The 17779-nt window shown below is 70.6% G+C and carries 14 protein-coding genes; 4 read left to right on the top strand and 10 right to left on the bottom strand.

Annotation, left to right across the window (positions count from 1 at the left end):
* Nucleotides 1–68: 68 nt before the first annotated feature.
* From glmM to eccCa, 7 genes are all read right to left on the bottom strand, one after another.
* Nucleotides 69–1409, bottom strand: coding sequence for a phosphoglucosamine mutase (gene glmM, locus PV766_RS08250; protein WP_421096845.1), 1341 nt, complete (start codon nt 1407–1409; stop codon nt 69–71).
* Between the two features lie 152 nt (nt 1410–1561).
* Nucleotides 1562–2065 carry a 30S ribosomal protein S9 gene (gene rpsI, locus PV766_RS08245; RefSeq protein WP_085470052.1) on the bottom strand — a complete coding sequence of 168 codons (504 nt, stop codon included), beginning with the start codon at nt 2063–2065 and terminating at the stop codon, nt 1562–1564.
* Complete coding sequence (rplM, locus tag PV766_RS08240) at nt 2062–2505, bottom strand: 50S ribosomal protein L13 (RefSeq protein WP_213930144.1); 444 nt, start codon at nt 2503–2505, stop codon at nt 2062–2064. The genes rpsI and rplM overlap by 4 nt, the downstream gene beginning before the upstream one ends.
* A 292-nt stretch (nt 2506–2797) precedes the next feature.
* Complete coding sequence (locus PV766_RS08235) at nt 2798–3088, bottom strand: WXG100 family type VII secretion target (RefSeq protein WP_016932690.1); 291 nt, start codon at nt 3086–3088, stop codon at nt 2798–2800.
* A gap of 45 nt (nt 3089–3133) precedes the next feature.
* Nucleotides 3134–3487 carry a WXG100 family type VII secretion target gene (locus PV766_RS08230; RefSeq protein ID WP_421096844.1) on the bottom strand — a complete coding sequence of 118 codons (354 nt, stop codon included), beginning with the start codon at nt 3485–3487 and terminating at the stop codon, nt 3134–3136.
* Between the two features lie 131 nt (nt 3488–3618).
* Nucleotides 3619–5121, bottom strand: a complete 1503-nt coding sequence (locus PV766_RS08225; protein WP_421096843.1) for a type VII secretion-associated protein — start codon at nt 5119–5121, stop codon at nt 3619–3621.
* A complete protein-coding gene (eccCa, locus tag PV766_RS08220; RefSeq protein WP_421096842.1) occupies nt 5121–9104 on the bottom strand; it encodes a type VII secretion protein EccCa in 3984 nt (1327 codons plus the stop codon). Before eccCa ends, PV766_RS08225 begins: the two co-directional genes overlap by 1 nt.
* A 195-nt stretch (nt 9105–9299) precedes the next feature.
* Here eccCa and eccD point away from each other — a divergent pair, with 195 nt between their 5' ends.
* Together eccD and mycP are read left to right on the top strand one after the other, a co-directional pair.
* Nucleotides 9300–10754: a type VII secretion integral membrane protein EccD gene (eccD, locus tag PV766_RS08215; protein ID WP_255161421.1), complete on the top strand. Its 1455-nt coding sequence runs from the start codon at nt 9300–9302 to the stop codon at nt 10752–10754.
* A gap of 35 nt (nt 10755–10789) precedes the next feature.
* Nucleotides 10790–12118 (top strand): type VII secretion-associated serine protease mycosin, encoded by a 1329-nt coding sequence (gene mycP / locus PV766_RS08210; protein ID WP_421096841.1) that lies wholly within the window; start codon nt 10790–10792, stop codon nt 12116–12118.
* Here mycP and eccB read toward each other — a convergent pair.
* A complete protein-coding gene (gene eccB, locus PV766_RS08205) occupies nt 12107–13576 on the bottom strand; it encodes a type VII secretion protein EccB (RefSeq protein ID WP_421096840.1) in 1470 nt (489 codons plus the stop codon). The genes mycP and eccB overlap by 12 nt on opposite strands.
* A gap of 177 nt (nt 13577–13753) precedes the next feature.
* On the opposite strand from eccB, the gene eccE reads away from it, so the two are divergent.
* Nucleotides 13754–15397: a type VII secretion protein EccE gene (gene eccE, locus PV766_RS08200; RefSeq protein ID WP_421096839.1), complete on the top strand. Its 1644-nt coding sequence runs from the start codon at nt 13754–13756 to the stop codon at nt 15395–15397.
* On the opposite strand, the gene PV766_RS08195 is transcribed toward eccE, so the two are convergent.
* Together PV766_RS08195 and PV766_RS08190 are read right to left on the bottom strand one after the other, a co-directional pair.
* Complete coding sequence (locus PV766_RS08195) at nt 15385–15960, bottom strand: NADPH-dependent FMN reductase (RefSeq protein ID WP_016932418.1); 576 nt, start codon at nt 15958–15960, stop codon at nt 15385–15387. The two genes, eccE and PV766_RS08195, sit on opposite strands and share 13 nt — an antisense overlap.
* Complete coding sequence (locus PV766_RS08190; protein WP_026002907.1) at nt 15957–16562, bottom strand: TetR/AcrR family transcriptional regulator; 606 nt, start codon at nt 16560–16562, stop codon at nt 15957–15959. Before PV766_RS08190 ends, PV766_RS08195 begins: the two co-directional genes overlap by 4 nt.
* A 68-nt stretch (nt 16563–16630) precedes the next feature.
* Between PV766_RS08190 and PV766_RS08185 the strand changes: the two genes are divergently transcribed.
* Nucleotides 16631–17773, top strand: a complete 1143-nt coding sequence (locus tag PV766_RS08185; protein ID WP_129976485.1) for an acyl-CoA dehydrogenase family protein — start codon at nt 16631–16633, stop codon at nt 17771–17773.
* Nucleotides 17774–17779 lie beyond the last annotated feature (6 nt).

The following is a 17779-nucleotide window of genomic DNA, read 5'->3' as shown; positions in this document are numbered from 1 at the left end:
CTCTCCGTCCCGACGAACCTTCTCGAAGGGGTTGGACGCAGCGCGCGGCGATCCGGTTCCGCTCGCGATCAGACGGCGGCGACGACTTCCGCGAGACGGTCGGCGACGGCGCGAGCGTGATCGTCGTCGGCGGCTTCGACCATGACCCTCACGAGCTGTTCGGTGCCCGAGGGACGCAACAGCACCCGGCCGGTCTCACCGAGTTCGCTCTCGGCGGCCGCGACCGCAGCCGCCACCGCAGGATCGTTCGCCACGGCGACCTTGTCGTGTACCCGCACGTTCACGAGAACCTGCGGGAGCGAAGTCATCACCGAGGCGAGCTTCGCGAGGGGCAGACCCGTCGTCGCGACCCGTTCCATCAGGCGGAGACCGGTGAGCACGCCGTCGCCGGTCGTGCCGTGCGCGGGAAGGACGATGTGACCCGACTGTTCACCACCGAGGCCGTAGCCACCGCGCCGGAGCTCCTCGAGCACGTAGCGGTCGCCCACACCGACCGTGCGCACCTCGATCCCCGCCGCGCGCATCGCGAGGTGCAGACCGAGATTGCTCATCACTGTGGCGACGAGGGTGTCGTCGGGAAGTTCACCGGCTTCGCGCATGCCGAGGGCGAGGATCGCCATGATGGCGTCGCCGTCGATCACCGTGCCGGTCGCGTCGACCGCGAGGCAGCGATCGGCGTCGCCGTCGTGCGCGAGGCCCAGGTCGGCGCCGTGCTCGAGCACAGCTTGCTGCAGCACGGACAGGTGCGTGGAGCCGCACCCGTCGTTGATGTTCAGTCCGTCGGGTTCGGCATTGATCGCGATCACCGTCGCGCCTGCGGCAGCGTAGGCGGCCGGGCCGGCCGTCGAGGCGGCACCGTGCGCACAGTCGACCACGACGGTCGTACCCGTGAGGGGCCGGTGCACGGCAGCCGCGAGATGCGCGAGGTAACGGTCGAGTGCGTCGGACACGGCGCGTACGCGGCCTATGCCGGCGCCGGTCGGGCGTGCGGCCGTCGCGGCGTCGCCGTGCAGCACCGCTTCGATCCGGTCCTCGACCTCGTCGTCGAGCTTGCGCCCGCCGGCCGCGAAGATCTTGATGCCGTTGTCGGGCATGGGATTGTGCGACGCGGAGATCATCACACCGAGGTCGGCTTCGTAGGCACCGGTGAGGAATGCGACGGCCGGGGTGGGCAGCACGCCCACCGACAGCACGTCGACTCCGGCGGCGGTGAGTCCGGCCGTGACGGCCGCCTCGAGCATCTCGCCGCTCGCGCGGGGATCGCGACCGACGACCGCAACCGGCCGCCGGTCGGCACCCTGCGGGGCCAGCACCGCTGCGGCAGCGCCTGCGAGGCGCACTGCCAGCTCCACTGTGAGCTCGGCATTGGCCAAGCCCCGGACTCCGTCGGTGCCGAACAACCGACCCATGTACACAGCCTCCCAATCGTGTGCGGCCCCCGCCGCGGGTGCCGATAGAGGACAGAATGCACGAAAGCAGGCGCCGGTAGGAAATGTCTACCGACGCCTGCTCTCGTGGTGGAACAGGTGCCGACTCTGACGAAATCAGCGTCGGCGGCACATCAGCGCTTGGAGTACTGCGATGCCTTACGGGCCTTCTTCAGGCCGTACTTCTTGCGCTCGACGGCACGCGGGTCACGCGTGAGGAAGCCGGCACGCTTGAGCGCGGGGCGATCCTCGGGGGTGACCTCGGTGAGTGCACGCGCGATGGCGAGACGCAGCGCGCCGGCCTGGCCGGACGGGCCGCCGCCGTGCAGGCGTGCGTGGATGTCGAACGACTCGGTGCGCTCGACCGTCACCAGGGGCGACTTCACGAGCTGCTGGTGCACCTTGTTCGGGAAGTAGTCCTCGATGGTGCGGCCGTTGAGGGTGAAGTTGCCGGTGCCGGGCACGAGGCGGACGCGGACGACGGCCTCCTTACGGCGACCGACGGTCTGGACCGGACGGTCGAAGACGATCGGGGCAGCAGGTGCCTCGACGACGTCCTCGACGTACTCCTCGGCAGCGACCTCGACGTTCTCGACGTACTCTTCGGGGTTCACGTTCTGTTCCTCGGGCGTCGTCACTGTGCCACCTGCTTGATCTCGAACGGCACCGGCTGCTGCGCGGCGTGGGGGTGGTTCGGGCCCGCGTAGACCTTCAGCTTCTTCGCGATGGCGCGACCGAGCTTGTTCTTCGGGAGCATGCCGGTGACGGCCTTCTCCACGAGGCGGTCGGGGTTCTTCTCGAGAACCTCGCCGACCGAACGAGCCCGCAGACCGCCCGGGTGACCGGAGTGGCTGTAGAGGAACTTGTCGGTCCGCTTGTTGCCGGAGATGGCAACCTTGTCGGCGTTGATGATGACGACGAAGTCACCACCGTCGACGTGCGGCGCGAATGTGGGCTTGTGCTTGCCGCGGAGCAGGTTTGCCGCCTGCACCGCGAGGCGGCCGAGCACCACGTCGGTGGCGTCGATGACGTGCCACTGATGGGTCACGTCGCCGGCCTTCGGTGTGTACGTAGACACAGATCTTCCTCGTCTATCGTTTCGCTGCTGGCCTGCATGTCGACGATGGTCACGCCCGGCGGCCAGTTGAGACCCGGGAGAGATGTTCGTCGCGCCACAGGGCACGACGACGTGCGACACGCCGAGGGGACACTCTACCGGGCCCGGACCGGACGGGTCAAAGCGCCTCGGCAGGCTCCTGCGCTCGGCCTCCGTGCAGGGAGCACGCGCCGCCGAGACAAGCCACGTCCCGGTGGCCTCTCCACCACCGGGACGTGACAGCGCCGGACCGGTCGGATCCGACGAACCCGGATCAGCCCGGGAAGCGCTGCTGGTTCAGTCGCTCGACCTCCTGCATGTTGTCGTTACCGGTCGAGACCACCCGGCCGATGTCGTGCAGCACCTGGATGAGACCGGCCTCGGCCTCGTTCCAGCGGGCCTGCGTGGCGGCGTAACGCTCCTTCGCGTCGCTGTCCCAGCTGGCGACGAGAGGCGCCACCTGCCCCTCGATGCGGTCGAGCGTCGCCTCGATCGCCTTCTGACCGGACACGAGCTGGGCGTGCAGGTCGGCGACGCCGGCGAAGTTCTGATAGATCTCGGACACGGATCGTTCTCCTTGTTCTCGAATGTGTGCCGGAAGGACCGGGGATCAGGTGAACGAGCCGTTGAGAACCGAACCGCCGTCGGGGTCGATCGCCGACAGGGACTGGGCCTGGTGATCCTCGGCGGCGGCGTACGACCGTCCGCTGGTGCGGACGGCCTCGGCCAGTTCGTCCAGCGCGTTCGACAGCTTGGTGTGGTTGACGTTCCAGCGCTCCATGATTCCGGCGAACTGTTCCGCCGAGCGGCTCCGCCAGACGGCCGGCGCGGACTGCACCACGCCCGTCAGCCGTCCGAGGATCGCGTCGAGTTCGGCGCGGGAGTCCTGGAGTTGTCCCGCGACGACCTCCATGGTCGCCACATCGGTGGTGAGTTGATTCGAATTGCCGGTCGGTTGACTCAACGGCGTACTCCTTCGCTCGTGCGTGGATCACCCGGCTCGGCGTCGAGCCGGTCTTCGCTCTTACATGTGGTTGGACGCGCCCGGTGCGGTATCGGTTCCGCCGTGTCCGGAAAATTCGCGAATCCCCGTCGTCAGCCGAGCCGGAGGGTGTGGACGGCCTGCTCGCATTCACTGCGGATACGAGTCCAATCCTCCTCGAGGTACTGGCATCCCAGCGAGACCTGGAGTCCGGGGAAGACGAGCACCGACCACCGCACCACCGAGTAGTCGTCGGGAACCTCCGTGTACGCCACGACCTTGCGGTCGGCGAAGGTCGTGTCGGCGTCGAGATCGCGGATGACGGGTGCACGTTCGGCGGCCCGCGCAACCAACGCGGATGCGACGGAACCCGCGTCCGTCCCGTCGGGAAGATCCCGGTACACGACCAGGATCCGACGATCGGCCCCGCCGAGCGGTATCAGTTCCGCACGACCCGCAGATACGGTCTCGGGGTCCCGGATGCGCCAGCCGTCGGGCAGTTCGAGATTCAGCGGCCCGACGTCGACCCGAGTCGACGCCCGAGGTCCGGGGTCGCCGGTGGGCACCACCGAGGGCGATTCGACGGCGCTCGGCATCTCCTCCGCGGCAACGACTTCGGGCAGATTCCGAACGTCCGTGTCGTCTCCTCCTGCGAGGAGCGGCCACAGGAATATCGCGGCGGCGAGCAGGGCCGGGACCACCGCGCCGGCCACGAACAATGTGCGCACCCGGCCGTCCCGCCCGGGACGGCCGGAATCCGGGCGTGCGCGTACCTCGTTCAGCCACGGCAGCGTCCGGTCGGGTCCGTCGATCGTCGACCTGGTAGGTGCGCCCCGCGCACCCGATCCCGGGGTGGTCGGCGCCGAGGGGGAACCGGTCACCGCGACGAGCATCTCCGAGGCCGCGACGGGCACGACCCGTCGGCCCGGACCCACGAGATCGACCGCGAGGGCCAGCGGTTCGACACCGGACGGTTCGCCCGGCCCGCCGGTCACCACCACCACCTCCGGTCCGGACCCGCCGCACACCGAGGTCAGCAGGCTCTCGAGACGCGCCGCGGCGTCCGGGGAATACAGCGACAGATCCGGATCCCGCGCGACGCGCTCGACGGTCGGCCCGTCGGGGGCGAACCCGGCGACACTCACCGCGGTGACTCCGCCGGCGGCGAATTCGAGCACCGCGCACCGCTCGTGCGGAGCGGTGTCGGCGGCGCGTGCGGCGGCCACCGCGACCGGGAGCAGGATCGTGTCGCCCGCAACCTGCCGCACGGCGGTCCGGAGAAGGTCGCGGCGCCGCTCGTTCCACCAGGTGGGGTGTATCGCACATGCCGGCCCGGCCGTGTCGGGCGCACCCGCGGTCGCCGCGCCGTACGCGACGAGTCCGGTCAGCAACTCCCCGAGTTCGCGTTCGGTTCCGACCGCGGCGATATCCGCGAACTCTGTGACGTCGAGCGGATCCGCCACCTCACCGGCGGAAGCTCCGAATACCCGGCGCTCGCCCACATCTGCCGCCAGAGCCGGCACACTGCGCGTCGTTCCGGGCCATCCGATGTGAATCGACCCGGATGTCATCGTGAACGCGACCGCAGCAACCACCGCCTCGTCCCGGCTCGTCATCACGCCTCCGGCGCCCATGCCGTCTGGACGAGCGACGTGCCGTCGCGTCGCACGAGCGTGCCGCGGCCCGGTGGCATCGGTGACGGACGGACCGCGCCGACGAGCGCTCCCTCCTCGCGGCTTCCGCTCATGATCAGACCCGGACTCGACAGCTCCCGCAGGCGCCCCAGAATCGGTTCGTACATCGCACGTCCCGCTCCGCCCGAACGGCGCGCGACCACCAGGTGCAACCCGATGTCCCGCCCTTGTGGGAGGTAGTCGAGCAGCGGCAGCACCGGGTTCTGACCCGACGTCGCGACCATGTCGTAATCGTCGATCACCACGAACACCTCGGGCCCGGTCCACCACGACCGGTCGCGCAGCTGCTGTTGTGTCGTGTCGGGGCCCGGCAGCCGACGCTCGCAGATAGCGGCGAGTTCCCGGACCATGGCCGCGAGGACCGTGGCCGACGGCGCATATCCGCCGAGATGGCCACCGCCGACGACGCCGAGCATGGTCCGGCGGTAGTCGCCGATGACGATCCTGATCTCGGCGCCGCTGCCGGACTCGGTCAATCCGCGGCACAGTCCCCGGAGCAGGTTCGTCTTGCCGCATTCCGAGTCGCCGAAGATCAACAGGTGGGGACTGTCGGCGAGATCCACCGACACGGGCGCGAGTTCGGATTCGTCGATGCCGATCGGGATACGGAGCCGGGCGGACCGGGAGGCATCGACCGGCGGCGGCCATCCGGTGGGCATTGCCGCGAGCAGGTCGGACCTGTCGATGTGCTCGGGCAGCATGCGGACCGGCGGCGCCGACCGTCCGGACGCGGTAGCGCGGACGGCCTCGACCGCCGCGGCGACACCGGCCGCGAGATCGGCCGGATCGGAGCTTCCGTCCACCCGGGGCAACGCGCCCAGGATGTGCAGTCCGTCGCGGTCGATGCCGCGTCCGGGTCGCCCTTCCGGCACCGTCGCCGCTCTCTTGCGGCCGTACTCGGAGTCGGACGGATCGCCGAGTCGGAGTTCGAGCCGCGTACCCAGCAGGTCGCGCATGGCAGGCCGGACGTCGCCCCAGCGCGGTGCGCTGAGCACCACGTGGATGCCGTAGGACAGGCCTTGGGCCGCCAGGATCCCGATCGTCTGTTCCAGCGACTCGAAATCCTGCCGGATGCTGGGCCACCCGTCGACGACGAGGAAGACGTCACCGAACGGATCGTCGGTGGTGAGCGCGTTTCCGTCGGCGCGCATCCGTCGCACCTGGGCCATGGACTCGATGCCGTTCTCGGCGAAGGATCGTTCGCGGCGGCGCAGCAGCGACATCATCTCCGCAACGGTCCGGCGCACCCGATCGGTGTCGTGCCGTCCGGCGACGGAACCGACATGCGGCAGGCCGGCCAGACCCGACAACGTGCCGCCACCGAAATCGAGAGCGTAGAACTGCACCTGTTCGGCGGTGTGCGTCAGTGCCATCGACAGGACGAGGCTGCGCACCAGGGTGGACTTGCCGGACTGCGGGCCACCGACGACCACGACGTTGCCGGCGGACCCCGACAGGTCGACCACCAGCGGGTCGCGGCGTTGCTCGAACGGCCGGTCCACGACACCGACGACGGTGCGCAGCGCAGCATGACGTGGCACGTCGCCGGCGAGCACCGACCGGGGCAGGAGTATGTCCAGCGACGGGGATTCGTCGAGCGGGGGCAGCCACACCTCGTGGGCCGGTGTGCCGTGCCCCCGGATCCGGTCGACGACCACCTCGAGAACGCTCCGTCCGTCGCCTGCGGCGGGGACCGGGAGCGGCTCGGCGACCGGAGCGGGCGGACCGGACTCGACCGGCACCGTCCGGGCCGTGAAGATGCGGGGCCGGGACGCGCCGGTCGGCGCCGCCGACCGGATGCGCCGGGTGGGAGGGCCGGGTTCGTACGGTCCCGAGACGTACGCCGCGGAGAACCGCTGGATGTCTGCGGAATCGGTCCGGAGGTATCCCGCGCCGGGCGTCGACGGCAGGTGGTAGGCGTCGGGGACGCCGAGGACGCTCCGCGATTCGTTGGCGGAGAACGTCTTCAGACCGATGCGGTACGACAGGTGACTGTCGAGGCCGCGGAGCCGGCCCTCGTCGAGTCGCTGGCTCGCCAGCAACAGGTGCATGTGCAGCGACCGTCCCAGCCGCCCGATCGCCGCGAAGAGATCGGCGAATTCGGGTTGCTGCGAGAGCAGTTCGGAGAACTCGTCGACCACGATGAACAGCGCGGGCAGCGGGTCGAGCGGGGCGCCCGCCGCCCTGGCCTTCTCGTAGTCGCCGACATTGGCGAAGTTCCCTGCGGTCCGGAGCAGCTCCTGCCGGCGGTTCATCTCACCTTCGAGCGCGTCCTTCATACGGTCGACCATCGCGATCTCGTCCGCGAGATTGGTGATCACCGCCGCGACGTGTGCGATCTGCTCGAGTCCGAGGAAGGTCGCGCCGCCCTTGAAGTCCACCAGGACCAGGTTGAGCGCCTCGGGTGGGTGCGTCGCCACGAGGCCCAGAACCAGTGTCCGCAGGAACTCACTCTTTCCCGATCCAGTTGCGCCGATGCACAATCCGTGCGGACCCATCCCGTTCTCGGCGGCCTCCTTGAGGTCGAGTTCGACGGGCTCACCGTCGATGCCCACGCCGATGGGAACCCGCAGACGGTCGCGTCCACGGCGCGGGACCCACGCCTGGTCGGGGTCGAATCGCGCCACGTCCCCGAGCCCGAGCAACTCCTGCCAGCTCGACGGCCGGTCGTCGCCGGCGCTGTCGTCCACCGCGCCGCTCGTCACCCGATACGGGGCGAGCCGCCTCGCCAGGGTCTGTGCCTGTGCGGCGTCGATGGAGTCGGTATCGGCGAAGACATCGACGTCGGTGCCGGTCGCGACCCCGACCCGCCCCTCCTCGACCACCAGACGCAGACCGCGTGTCGCGCTCAGCCGTGCGGCGTATCCGGAGAGGTCGAGCACGGTCACCGCGTCGAGACCGTCGTCGAGCACACCCGAACCCGATCCCGTGACTCCGCCGTCGACGACCACGACGAGGTGCACGGCGCCCTCGTCGGCCGGGGCGTTCCGGACGAACCTGCTGCGACCGGCCAGCACCGTCGCGAGATCCGTCTCGAGTTCGAGCACCGAGCCGAACACCGTGCGTGCGCTACCCGCACCGTCGCGCAGGACCGGGTTCTGCGCGTGCGGCAGCCACTTGATCCACTCCCACTCCGCAGCGGTGTCGGGCCCGCACACGACGGCGACCTGCAGCATGTCGGGTCCGTGGAAGGTGCACGCCTGCGCGAGCATCGCCCGCGCGAGCGAACGTGCCGTCTCACGGTCTCCGTCGATGCCGATGGCGGCGAAACCTCGCAGCGACACGGCCGTGGGCAGTGCCGGCACCACCGAATGCGCGCGCACGAACCGGCGCAGAGAAACGGCGGCGACCGGTTCGAGATCCTCGACCGGTCCCGTGTCGGGTGGCACGAGCCGGGTCGCGAGTCGCTGGCCTCCGCGCCCCACCCTGAGATGACCGAAGTCCGGATCGGTGCTGCGCCGCTCCCACATCCGGACGGTGCCGGCGAGGGTCCACAGCAGGGCCGGATCGGGATGCGTCCATTCGAGCGCCCGACGTTGTTCGTGCGCCGTCTCGGTGACCTCGCGCCGGAGTCGGTCGAGATATCTCAGATAGTCCTTGCGGTCCTCGTTCGCCTCGGCGGTCTTCGTCCCACCGCTGCGACCACCGTTGGCGAGCATGCCCACCAGGGACACGACCATCATGAGCGGGAAGATCATCGCCATGGGGCTGCGCGCCGCTCCCGTGCCGAACATCAGCGCGACTATCCCGATCATCGCCGCGACCATCACGAGCGGGAGCAGTTTGGTCACCAGGTTGCCGGGTGTGGCACGGGGAATGTCGGGCGGCGGTTGGACACTCACCTCGCCACTGGGCACGCGCGGCGCCTCCCGCCGTGCTCTCCGCACGAAACGTACGGTACTCACGTTCGCCACCCCCCGGAACGCCGTCGGCCGCCCCCTACGGCCCCACGGTCGTGGAAGACTAACCTACCGCTGCGGCCTTCCGTACCCCTCCTCGTCCGCCGGTACCTCGACGGGGAACTCGGACGGGACATCGCCCGGGACGATGTCGTATGGTCTGCGTCGTTCGGACTGCAGTGACGGGGGGAACCGAGGCCGATGACATCTGTGCGTGCGCGATCCGAGACCCCGGGGCAGGTGGGAGCCCCGGATCTGTGCCGGATCACCGTACTCGCCCGCCACACCGAGGTCGATCTCGCTCTGCCCCTCGACGTTCCGGTGGCGCTGCTGCTGCCGGGGATCGTGGATCTCGTCGCCGGGCACCGGCCGGACAACGACTTCGACGCGACGCCGGAACGTACGGAACCCGACGGCTGGGCGCTCGCACGCATCGGCCGGGCTCCTCTGCCCGGTGCGCTGAGCCTCGACGAACACGGCGTCCGCGACGGCGAGATCCTCGTCCTGGAGGACGCCGGATCACCCGCTCCTCCACCGTTGTTCGACGACGTCATGTACAGCGTCGCATCCTCGGACCGGACGGCGACGCCGTGGGGTGCGGGTCCGGCGGGTCTCCTGGCAGCGGTCCTGGGCCCGGTCGCCCTCGCTGCGGGATGCCTGCCGTTGCTGTCCCTGCCCGACGGCGTGAGCCGTCTCGTCCTGGGTGGGCTGTGCGCGGTGCTGCCGCTTCTGTTGCTGCTCGCCGCGGGCATCCTCGCGCGACTGCACGACGATCGACGCACCGCCACCGCGCTGTTGTGGTGCGCCTTCCCACTCGCGTCGACCGCCGGCGCGCTGCTCGTCCCGGGGAGTTCGCCGGCACCTCGCCTCGTTCTCGCGGCGGCACTCACCGGCACGATCGCGGTGATCGCTGTGCGCGTCGCCCGCATCGGCCTCGCGTCGTGCACGGCGGTCGCCGTGATCGCTGCGGGTGCCGGCGTGAACGCCGTCCTCGCCTCGACCACCGATCTCGAGGCGCGTGCCCTCGGAGCCGGAACGGTGGTGGCCGCACTGCTGCTCGCCGGGATGGCGCCTCGTCTCGCGGGGATGCTCGCGAAACTTCCCATCCCGCCGGTCCCCGCACCCGGCGCACCGCCCGAATCGGAGACGTCCGAGGACGGGAACATATCGGGACTGCCGTCACCGGCGGAGCTCGAACACCGCGCCGACCGCGCGCGGAGCGCACTCACCGGGATGGTCCACGCCGTGGTCGTACTCACGGCGGCCGGGGCGTGGTGGGCCGCATTCCCTTGGGGCGGAGAGGTCTTCGTTCCCGCGGTGGCACTGGCCGTTGCGGCAGCCGTCGTACTGGTCTTCCGGGGGCGTACCTACACCGCGGCCGCACAGGCCGCTCCGCTCGTAGCGGGCGGCGCGGTGCTTCTGCTCGGGTTGCTCGCGAGTGCATCGGCGACCGGGGTGCTGCCACCGTGGGCGGCGTTCACGGCGGCAACCGGACTCGCGTCTGCCGGCTTCCTCTTCGGTGCGGTCGCACCGCGACGGACGTTCACTCCGGTACAGCGCCGGATCGCCGAACTCGCCGAGTACGCGACCATCACAACCGTCGTGCCACTGGCGTGCTGGGTCGCCGGCGTGTACGCGGCGATCCGCGGACTGTGACGGTGCAGCCGCTACGGGCGTTCACGGTCCTTCTCGTGGCCCTCCTGCTGGCATCCGCCCCGACGGGTGTCGCGGCCGCCGCGCCGCCGGTACCCGATCCCGCGCAACTGCCTCCCGGGGCGACGCCCGCACCTCCCGAGGCCACCGAACTGCGGGTGCTGTGCGCGGAGCTTCCCCGCGCCCCCGACGGGCCGCAGATCCCTCGGGCACAACGGATCCTCGACTTCGCGTCGGTCTGGCCGATCACACGCGGGGCCGGACAGGTCGTCGCCGTCATCGACACCGGAGTCCATCCGCACCCGCGCCTGCCGGCTCCGCTGCCGGGCGGCGACTACGTGTCCACGGGCGACGGCACCGAGGATTGCGACGCGCACGGCACCCTCGTCGCCGGACTGATCGCGGCACGCCCGGCACCCGGCTCGGGCTTCGCCGGCGGCGCGCCCGAGGTGGAGGTGATCGCCATCCGTCAGTCCAGCGGTCATTTCGCCGATCGCTCCCGGCCGGACGACGATGCTGCGCGCAACGCATCCGGGTACGGCGACGTGCGGACCCTCGCCGCGGCCGTCCGTCGCGCCGTGGATCTCGGCGCCACCGTCGTCAACATCTCGGAGGTCGCGTGCCGGACCGTCGCCGAGGGTCTCGCCGACGGTCCGCTGGGAGCGGCGGTGCAGTACGCGACCGATGTGCACGACGCGGTCGTCGTCGCGGCGGCCGGCAACACCGACACCTGCCGCGAGGGCAATCCGTCCTCGGTGGATCCGGCCGATCCCGGTGCCGATCCGTGGGATTCGGTCGTCACCCTGGCGTCTCCCGCCTGGTACGACGAGTACGTCCTCACCGTCGGCGCGGTCGAGGACGACGGTACCCCCGCCGAATACAGCCTTCCCGGGCCGTGGGTCGATGTCGCTGCTCCCGGGAGCGGGCTCGTGTCGCTCGATCCCGGCACCGACGGACTGGCCGATCTGATTCCCGGCCCGCAAGGCGGCAGGCCGGTGTCCGGAACGAGTTTCGCGGCACCGCTCGTCGCGGCGACGGTCGCGCTCGTGCGGTCCCGGCACCCCCGGTTGTCCGCGCGGGAGGTGATGGCGCGCATCGAGAGGACCGCCCACTCTCCTGCGGAAGGGTGGAATCCACGGGTGGGGCACGGTGTCGTCGATCCGCTCGCGGCCGTCACCGCCCCATTGCCGGCCGATCGCGCGGCGCCGGTGCCGGCGGTGTCCGTGGACGAACCGAACTCTCCCCCGGTACCGGATCACCGGCCGCGCAGCATCGCGCTGGTCTCGGCTGCGGCCGTGCTCACCGTGACCGTCCTCGTTCTCGTCCTCACCGCACCGGCACGACGCCTCACCCGGTCACGGACCTGACGGCCGGTTGCCGGCCCGTACGGGGACCGCTCCCGGATCGGCAGCGACACCGTCGTGTGCGAGCAGCGCCTGCTCCCGGCCGAGCGTGGGTCCCGGAGCAAGTAGCTGCAGGACGGGCCACGGGACCCGGACGGGTGGATCCGTGAAGCCGAGCGCCGCAGCGGCGGCCGCATCGGTGATGCCGTATCGCACACCGGTGTCGGCGACGTAGAACAACGACCCGAGTCGGTCGGTATCGGAGGTCAGCGAGGTGGCCTGCACGTATCGGCCACGGCCCGGCGGGATGTGGATCGCGTCGACCTGTGGTCCCGCACCGTCGGCCTGAGCCGGGGTCACGGGGACGGCGTCCTTCCCCACGGGCAGCGCGGTCCCCGCCGACAGTCGCAGCGACGACCGGTGCCGGTCGTCCTCACCCGCGTCGGGTTGCCAGGTCGAGCAGGCCACCGGGCTCTCCCCCGGGTCGACGATCCGCGGGACGGACTCGGGAAAGGTGTCGACCGGGAGTTCGTGCACCGTCGGCGCGGCCGCGAGGACGTCGGGCGGTACCACCGGAATCTCCGGTGCCCCCTGCGAATCCGAGAAGTGGATGAGGTGCGCGGTGGCCCGTGACACCTCCTGCACACCGTTCCCGAGCACCACGTGGAAACTCTGGCCGTCGGGTTCGGACACCGCGACGACCGACCCGATGCGCGTACCCGGGATCGGCACGACCGGCGGACCCCCGGCTCCGGCGATGGGAGGTGCGGTCAGCCTCGGCACCTCCGGGACGGCGGCGAGCAGTCCGGTACTCGCGGGTCGTGCGCGGGAGATGTCGATGCCCAGCAGCCGCACGAGCGACCGGTCGTTCGGATCGATCTCGGCGCGTCTGCCCTCGTAGAGCAGGTGGTACCTGCCGTCCGCCGTCACGAGGAGCGCTTCGTCGTCGTCGAGCACCGATCCCGTCCGATGATCGGGGGTGCCCGCGAGCACGGCGGTGGTCGAGGACTGCAGGCCGTCGGGGTCGGCGACGTCGCAGACCGTCCACGGCGTGTCCTCCGCGTCGTGGACCAGGGAGGACGGCGCACCCGGTATCCCTACGAGCGGGCCGCGCGGACGCTTCGTCAGTTCCTCGTCGGCCACGACCGCCGGTTCGGCCGGAGCTCCGAGGATCAACCGCGCCGACGCCAGGTTCAGGACGGGGTGGAAGGTCGTGTCGATCGCGACGTAGAGCGCACCGGAGTCGCGTCCGACGACGACGGCGGCATCACCGATCCGGTCCTGGGGACGGAACAGGGCGAGTGCGGCACAGCCTCCCAGCACGACACACGCGACGACCGTTCCGACGACCGATGCCCGGAACTGGGAACGCATGGGGTCGTGGATCATCCGTACGTCTCCCCGCACCAACGCATGATCCATGCGTCGTGCCAGGAACCGGTATCCACTGACCTGCCACCGTGTGGTCGGTTGCGCTGCCATCGATCTCCCCCCGTACGGCACGCTCTCTGGCGCAACACAGTACAGTCCTGTCGGGCGCTCATCGCACGCGCGCCGCGCGGCACAGGGGAAGGCCGGTACCGCGTCGAAATGATTGCCGGCCGTCGTTCGGGGGGATCGATGCAACGGACCGTGTCCGCGTCGGAGCACGCGCAATTCGTGACCGCGTCGGAGGACGCGCGAATCGTCACCGCGGCAGGTGAAGCGAGAAGTCGTGTCGCAGTCCGGTTGACGGGGGCGCAGTGCGTGGCCGTCGCCATGGGGGTGCTCGCGGTGGCGCTGGGGTCGTCCGCGTGGGTGGCCTGTGCGATCGCCGTACCGGTCGCCGCGGCGTGCCTCCTCCGGATCGGCGGACGCGGTACAGCCGACTGGATCGCGACCGTCTTGCGCCGCCCCGGCGGCGTTCCCGTGTCGGGTGTCCTCCGCGACTTCCACGCCGGGGCGGCAGGTCCGGTGGGGGTGCGATGGGACGGCCCGTACGCGACCGTCGTCCTCGAGCTCGCGCCACCGGCCGGCAGGATCACCAGGCTCGGCCGTGACAGCGAGGAATCGGGACGAACACTCCCCCTGAGTGCGATCGCCGCATGCCTGTACCGGCACGACATCGTCCTCGACGGGATCGACGTCGTGGTGCAGGGGCGCCGGGTTCTCGACTCGACGCCCGCCGGACAGGCCTACGCGCAGTTGCTCGGACCGCTTCCTGCCGCTGCCGAACGTACGGTCCGCGTGGTGCTCCGCCTCGATGTCACGTCCTGTGCGGCCGCCGCGGCCCGCCGGGGCGGCGGCTCCGAGGGCGCCGCGCGCACGGTCGTCGCGGCGGGGCGGCGTGTGATCCGCGCACTCGGCGACGACGGATACGCCGCGCGGCTGCTGAACGCGAACGAGATCGAACAGGCGGCACTGCGCATCTCCCACGGTGTGCCGGCGACGGAATGGGTACCGACGCACCGGCACGTCACGTTGTCCTCCGCCTTCGATTCCGGAGGGGTGTTCGAACCCCGACGGATCGACCGGCACCACACCGCCGCGGTGTGGGCACATCCGACGTCGGCGTCGACGCTGGTACTCCGGCTGCGGCCGGGCGACCGCGGTTCGGTCCGGCTCGGGGCACTGGCACGGTTCACCACGCGCGAGCCGGACGTCCCGTCCGCTGCGGGTCTGCTTCCGGCCTACGGGCGTCACGCCGAACTTCTCACAGCAGCACTGCCACTCGGTGTCCCCCATCTGGAGGAGCTCGTTCCCCTGCGCGAGTCGGACGCCGAGGAACTCGATGCCCTCGCCCTGCCGGCCGGCGGGTGCGGGCAACTCGTCGGATCGGACGACGCCGGTCGCGCCGTCACCGCCCGCCTCACCGGTCCCGGCATCCGCTCGGTCCATATCGCGGGCGAGTTGTACCTCGCCCGGCAGGTGGTCTTCCGGGCCGTCGCGGTGGGGGCGCGGGTCGTCGTCCACACCGACCGCCCCGGCGCGTGGCGCGGCCTGGTCGGATCCGCCGCCGGACCCGACCGGCTGCGGCTGGCGGGCGAGTACGCGGGCGACCGTGATTTCGATACGGTCGTCTACGACGGTGTCCCGCCCACCTCGTCCATGCCGCACGCGACCGCGATCCACGTGCACATCCACCCGGACGGATGGCCGCGCGAGCGTCCCACGGTGTCGCTGCTGCAGCCCGGGGCGGCCGGGGACCGCGTCGTGCTCACGTCGGGCGACGAACGCACACCCCTCACCCTCGTGACGATCGCGGCGGAGAGCACCCATCTCGGCCGGTCGCGCATGGCGGATCCGGCGCCTCAGCCGGGATAACGGTCGAGGGCGCTTCCGGCACGGACGGTGCGCGCCCACCATACGATCTGGTCGAGCATGCGTTCCGCGCCGTCGATCGCGGCCTCGTCCGTGGTGGTGCCGTCGGCAGCGAAGGCGTGCTTGACGCGGTGGAAACTCACCGACTGCCGCACCGGCACCATGTGGACCTCGACGACGACCTGCCGCAGCTGTTCGACCGCGCGCAGGCCGCCGGACAGGCCGCCGTAGGAGACGAATCCGACCGGTTTGGTGCGCCATTCGTGCTTGACGGTGTCGATGGCCGTCTTCAGTGCGGCGGGATAGCCGTGGTTGTACTCGGAGGTCACCACCACGAAGGCGTCCGCGGCACCGATACGACGGGTGAAGGCGTCGGCGCCGGGCCCGCCCGAGAGGTCCTGCGGGAGCGGGGTCTCGGCGAGATCGAGAACGCCGACGTCGAACTCGGAGCGGCTCCGCGCGGTGGCCGCGAACCAGTCGGCGACGATCGGGGCGATGCGACCGGCACGGACACTCGCGACGACGACCTCGAGACGGATCGGTTCGTTCGGTACTGCCGTGGTCATGGGGTCGATCGTAGGTGGGGCGCGGCGGACAGTCCGTGTGCGAGCAGTGCGGCGAGTTCGCGGTAGGCGCGTGCGTCTTCGAGTCCCGTCGCCTCGGCCACCTGTCGTTGCTGGATGCGGACCATGACCGACGCGACGACATCGGCGACGAAGGCGGCGTGGACGTCGCGCAGTTCGCCGGACGTGACGCCGTCGGCGATGAGCTGGCGGACCCGGTCGGCAGCGAAGCGGGTGTTGCGTTCGTACACCTCGCGCGCGACCGGCGTGTGGGCGATGTCCTCCATGAATCGGGAGGACGCCGGTTCGAGTTCGCGTCCCACGGCCTCGAGATAGGTGCCGATGCGTGCCTGTGCGTCCGCGGCCTGTGCGACGTCGGCCTCGACCCGCTCGGCGGCACCCTTGAAGAAGTGCACGGTCGCCGCGTGGACGAGCCGGTTCTTGTTCTCCGCGAGTGCGTAGAGCGTGGATTTGGAGCAGCGCAGGCGCGCGGCGACGTCGTCGAGGGTCAGGTGTGCGAAGCCTTCTGCCAGGAACAACGCGACCAGATCGTCGAACAGTTGGGCCTGCCGGGCGGTGGGTCGCCGGCTACCGACTCTTGCCATACGGAAAACAGTACTGCAGTATCATGGTCAGTACTACTTTCGGTCCCAGCCTTCCAGGAGGAACCACCGTGCCCGTCGAGCGTCTGCTTCCCACCCGCGAGGCCTATGACCTGATCGACCTCACCCGCGACGTCGCCGACAAGGTGCTCGCGCCGCGCGTCGACGAGCACGAACGCGCGGAGACCTTCCCCGAAGGCGTGTTCCCCGCACTCGGCGCCGCCGGACTGCTGAGCCTGCCGTACCCCGAGGAGTTCGGCGGCGGCGACCAGCCGTACGAGGTGTACCTGCAGGTCCTCGAAGAACTCGGCGCCCGTTGGGCCGCAGTGGCGGTCGCGGTGAGTGTGCACGGCCTGTCGTGCTTCGCGCTCGCCACCCACGGCACCGACGAGCAGAAGAACACGTGGCTTCCGGAGATGCTGGGCGGCAACACCATCGGTGCATACAGCCTGTCCGAGCCGCAGGCCGGTTCCGACGCCGCGGCGCTCGCGTGCCGCGCGAAGCCCGTCGAGGGCGGCTACCGCATCACGGGCTCGAAAGCGTGGATCACCAACGGCGGCAAGGCCGACTTCTACACCCTGTTCGCCCGCACGGCCGACACCGGCAGCAAGGGCATCTCGTGCTTCCTCGTGCCCGCCGGCACCGAGGGCCTGTCCTTCGGCAAGCCCGAGGAGAAGATGGGCCTGCACGCGATCCCCACCACCTCCGCCCACTACGACGACGCCTTCGTCCCGGCCGAACGCCGGATCGGCGCCGAGGGGCAGGGGCTGCCGATCGCGTTCAGCGCGCTGGACTCCGGACGCCTGGGGATCGCCGCGGTCGCGACGGGCCTGGCCCAGGCCGCTCTCGACGAGGCGACGGCCTACGCCAAGGAACGGCAGGCCTTCGGCAAGCGCATCATCGACCATCAGGGCCTCGGGTTCGTCCTCGCCGACATGGCCGCCGCGGTCGACTCCGCCCGCGCCACCTATCTCGACGCCGCCCGGCGCAAGGATGCCGGTCGGCCCTACTCGCGGCAGGCGTCGGTGGCCAAGCTCGTCGCGACGGACGCCGCGATGAAGGTCACGACGGATGCCGTCCAGGTCCTCGGTGGATACGGCTACACCCGCGACTTCCCGGTCGAGCGTTTCATGCGCGATGCGAAGATCACCCAGATCTTCGAGGGCACCAATCAGATTCAGCGGCTGGTGATCGCGCGGTCGCTGGCGGGATAACCGATC

The sequence above is a fragment of the Rhodococcus sp. As11 genome, assembly GCF_048957735.1.
Taxonomy (GTDB): Bacteria; Actinomycetota; Actinomycetes; order Mycobacteriales; family Mycobacteriaceae; genus Rhodococcus; species Rhodococcus gordoniae.
This window is presented reverse-complemented; position numbering and strand designations above follow the sequence as displayed.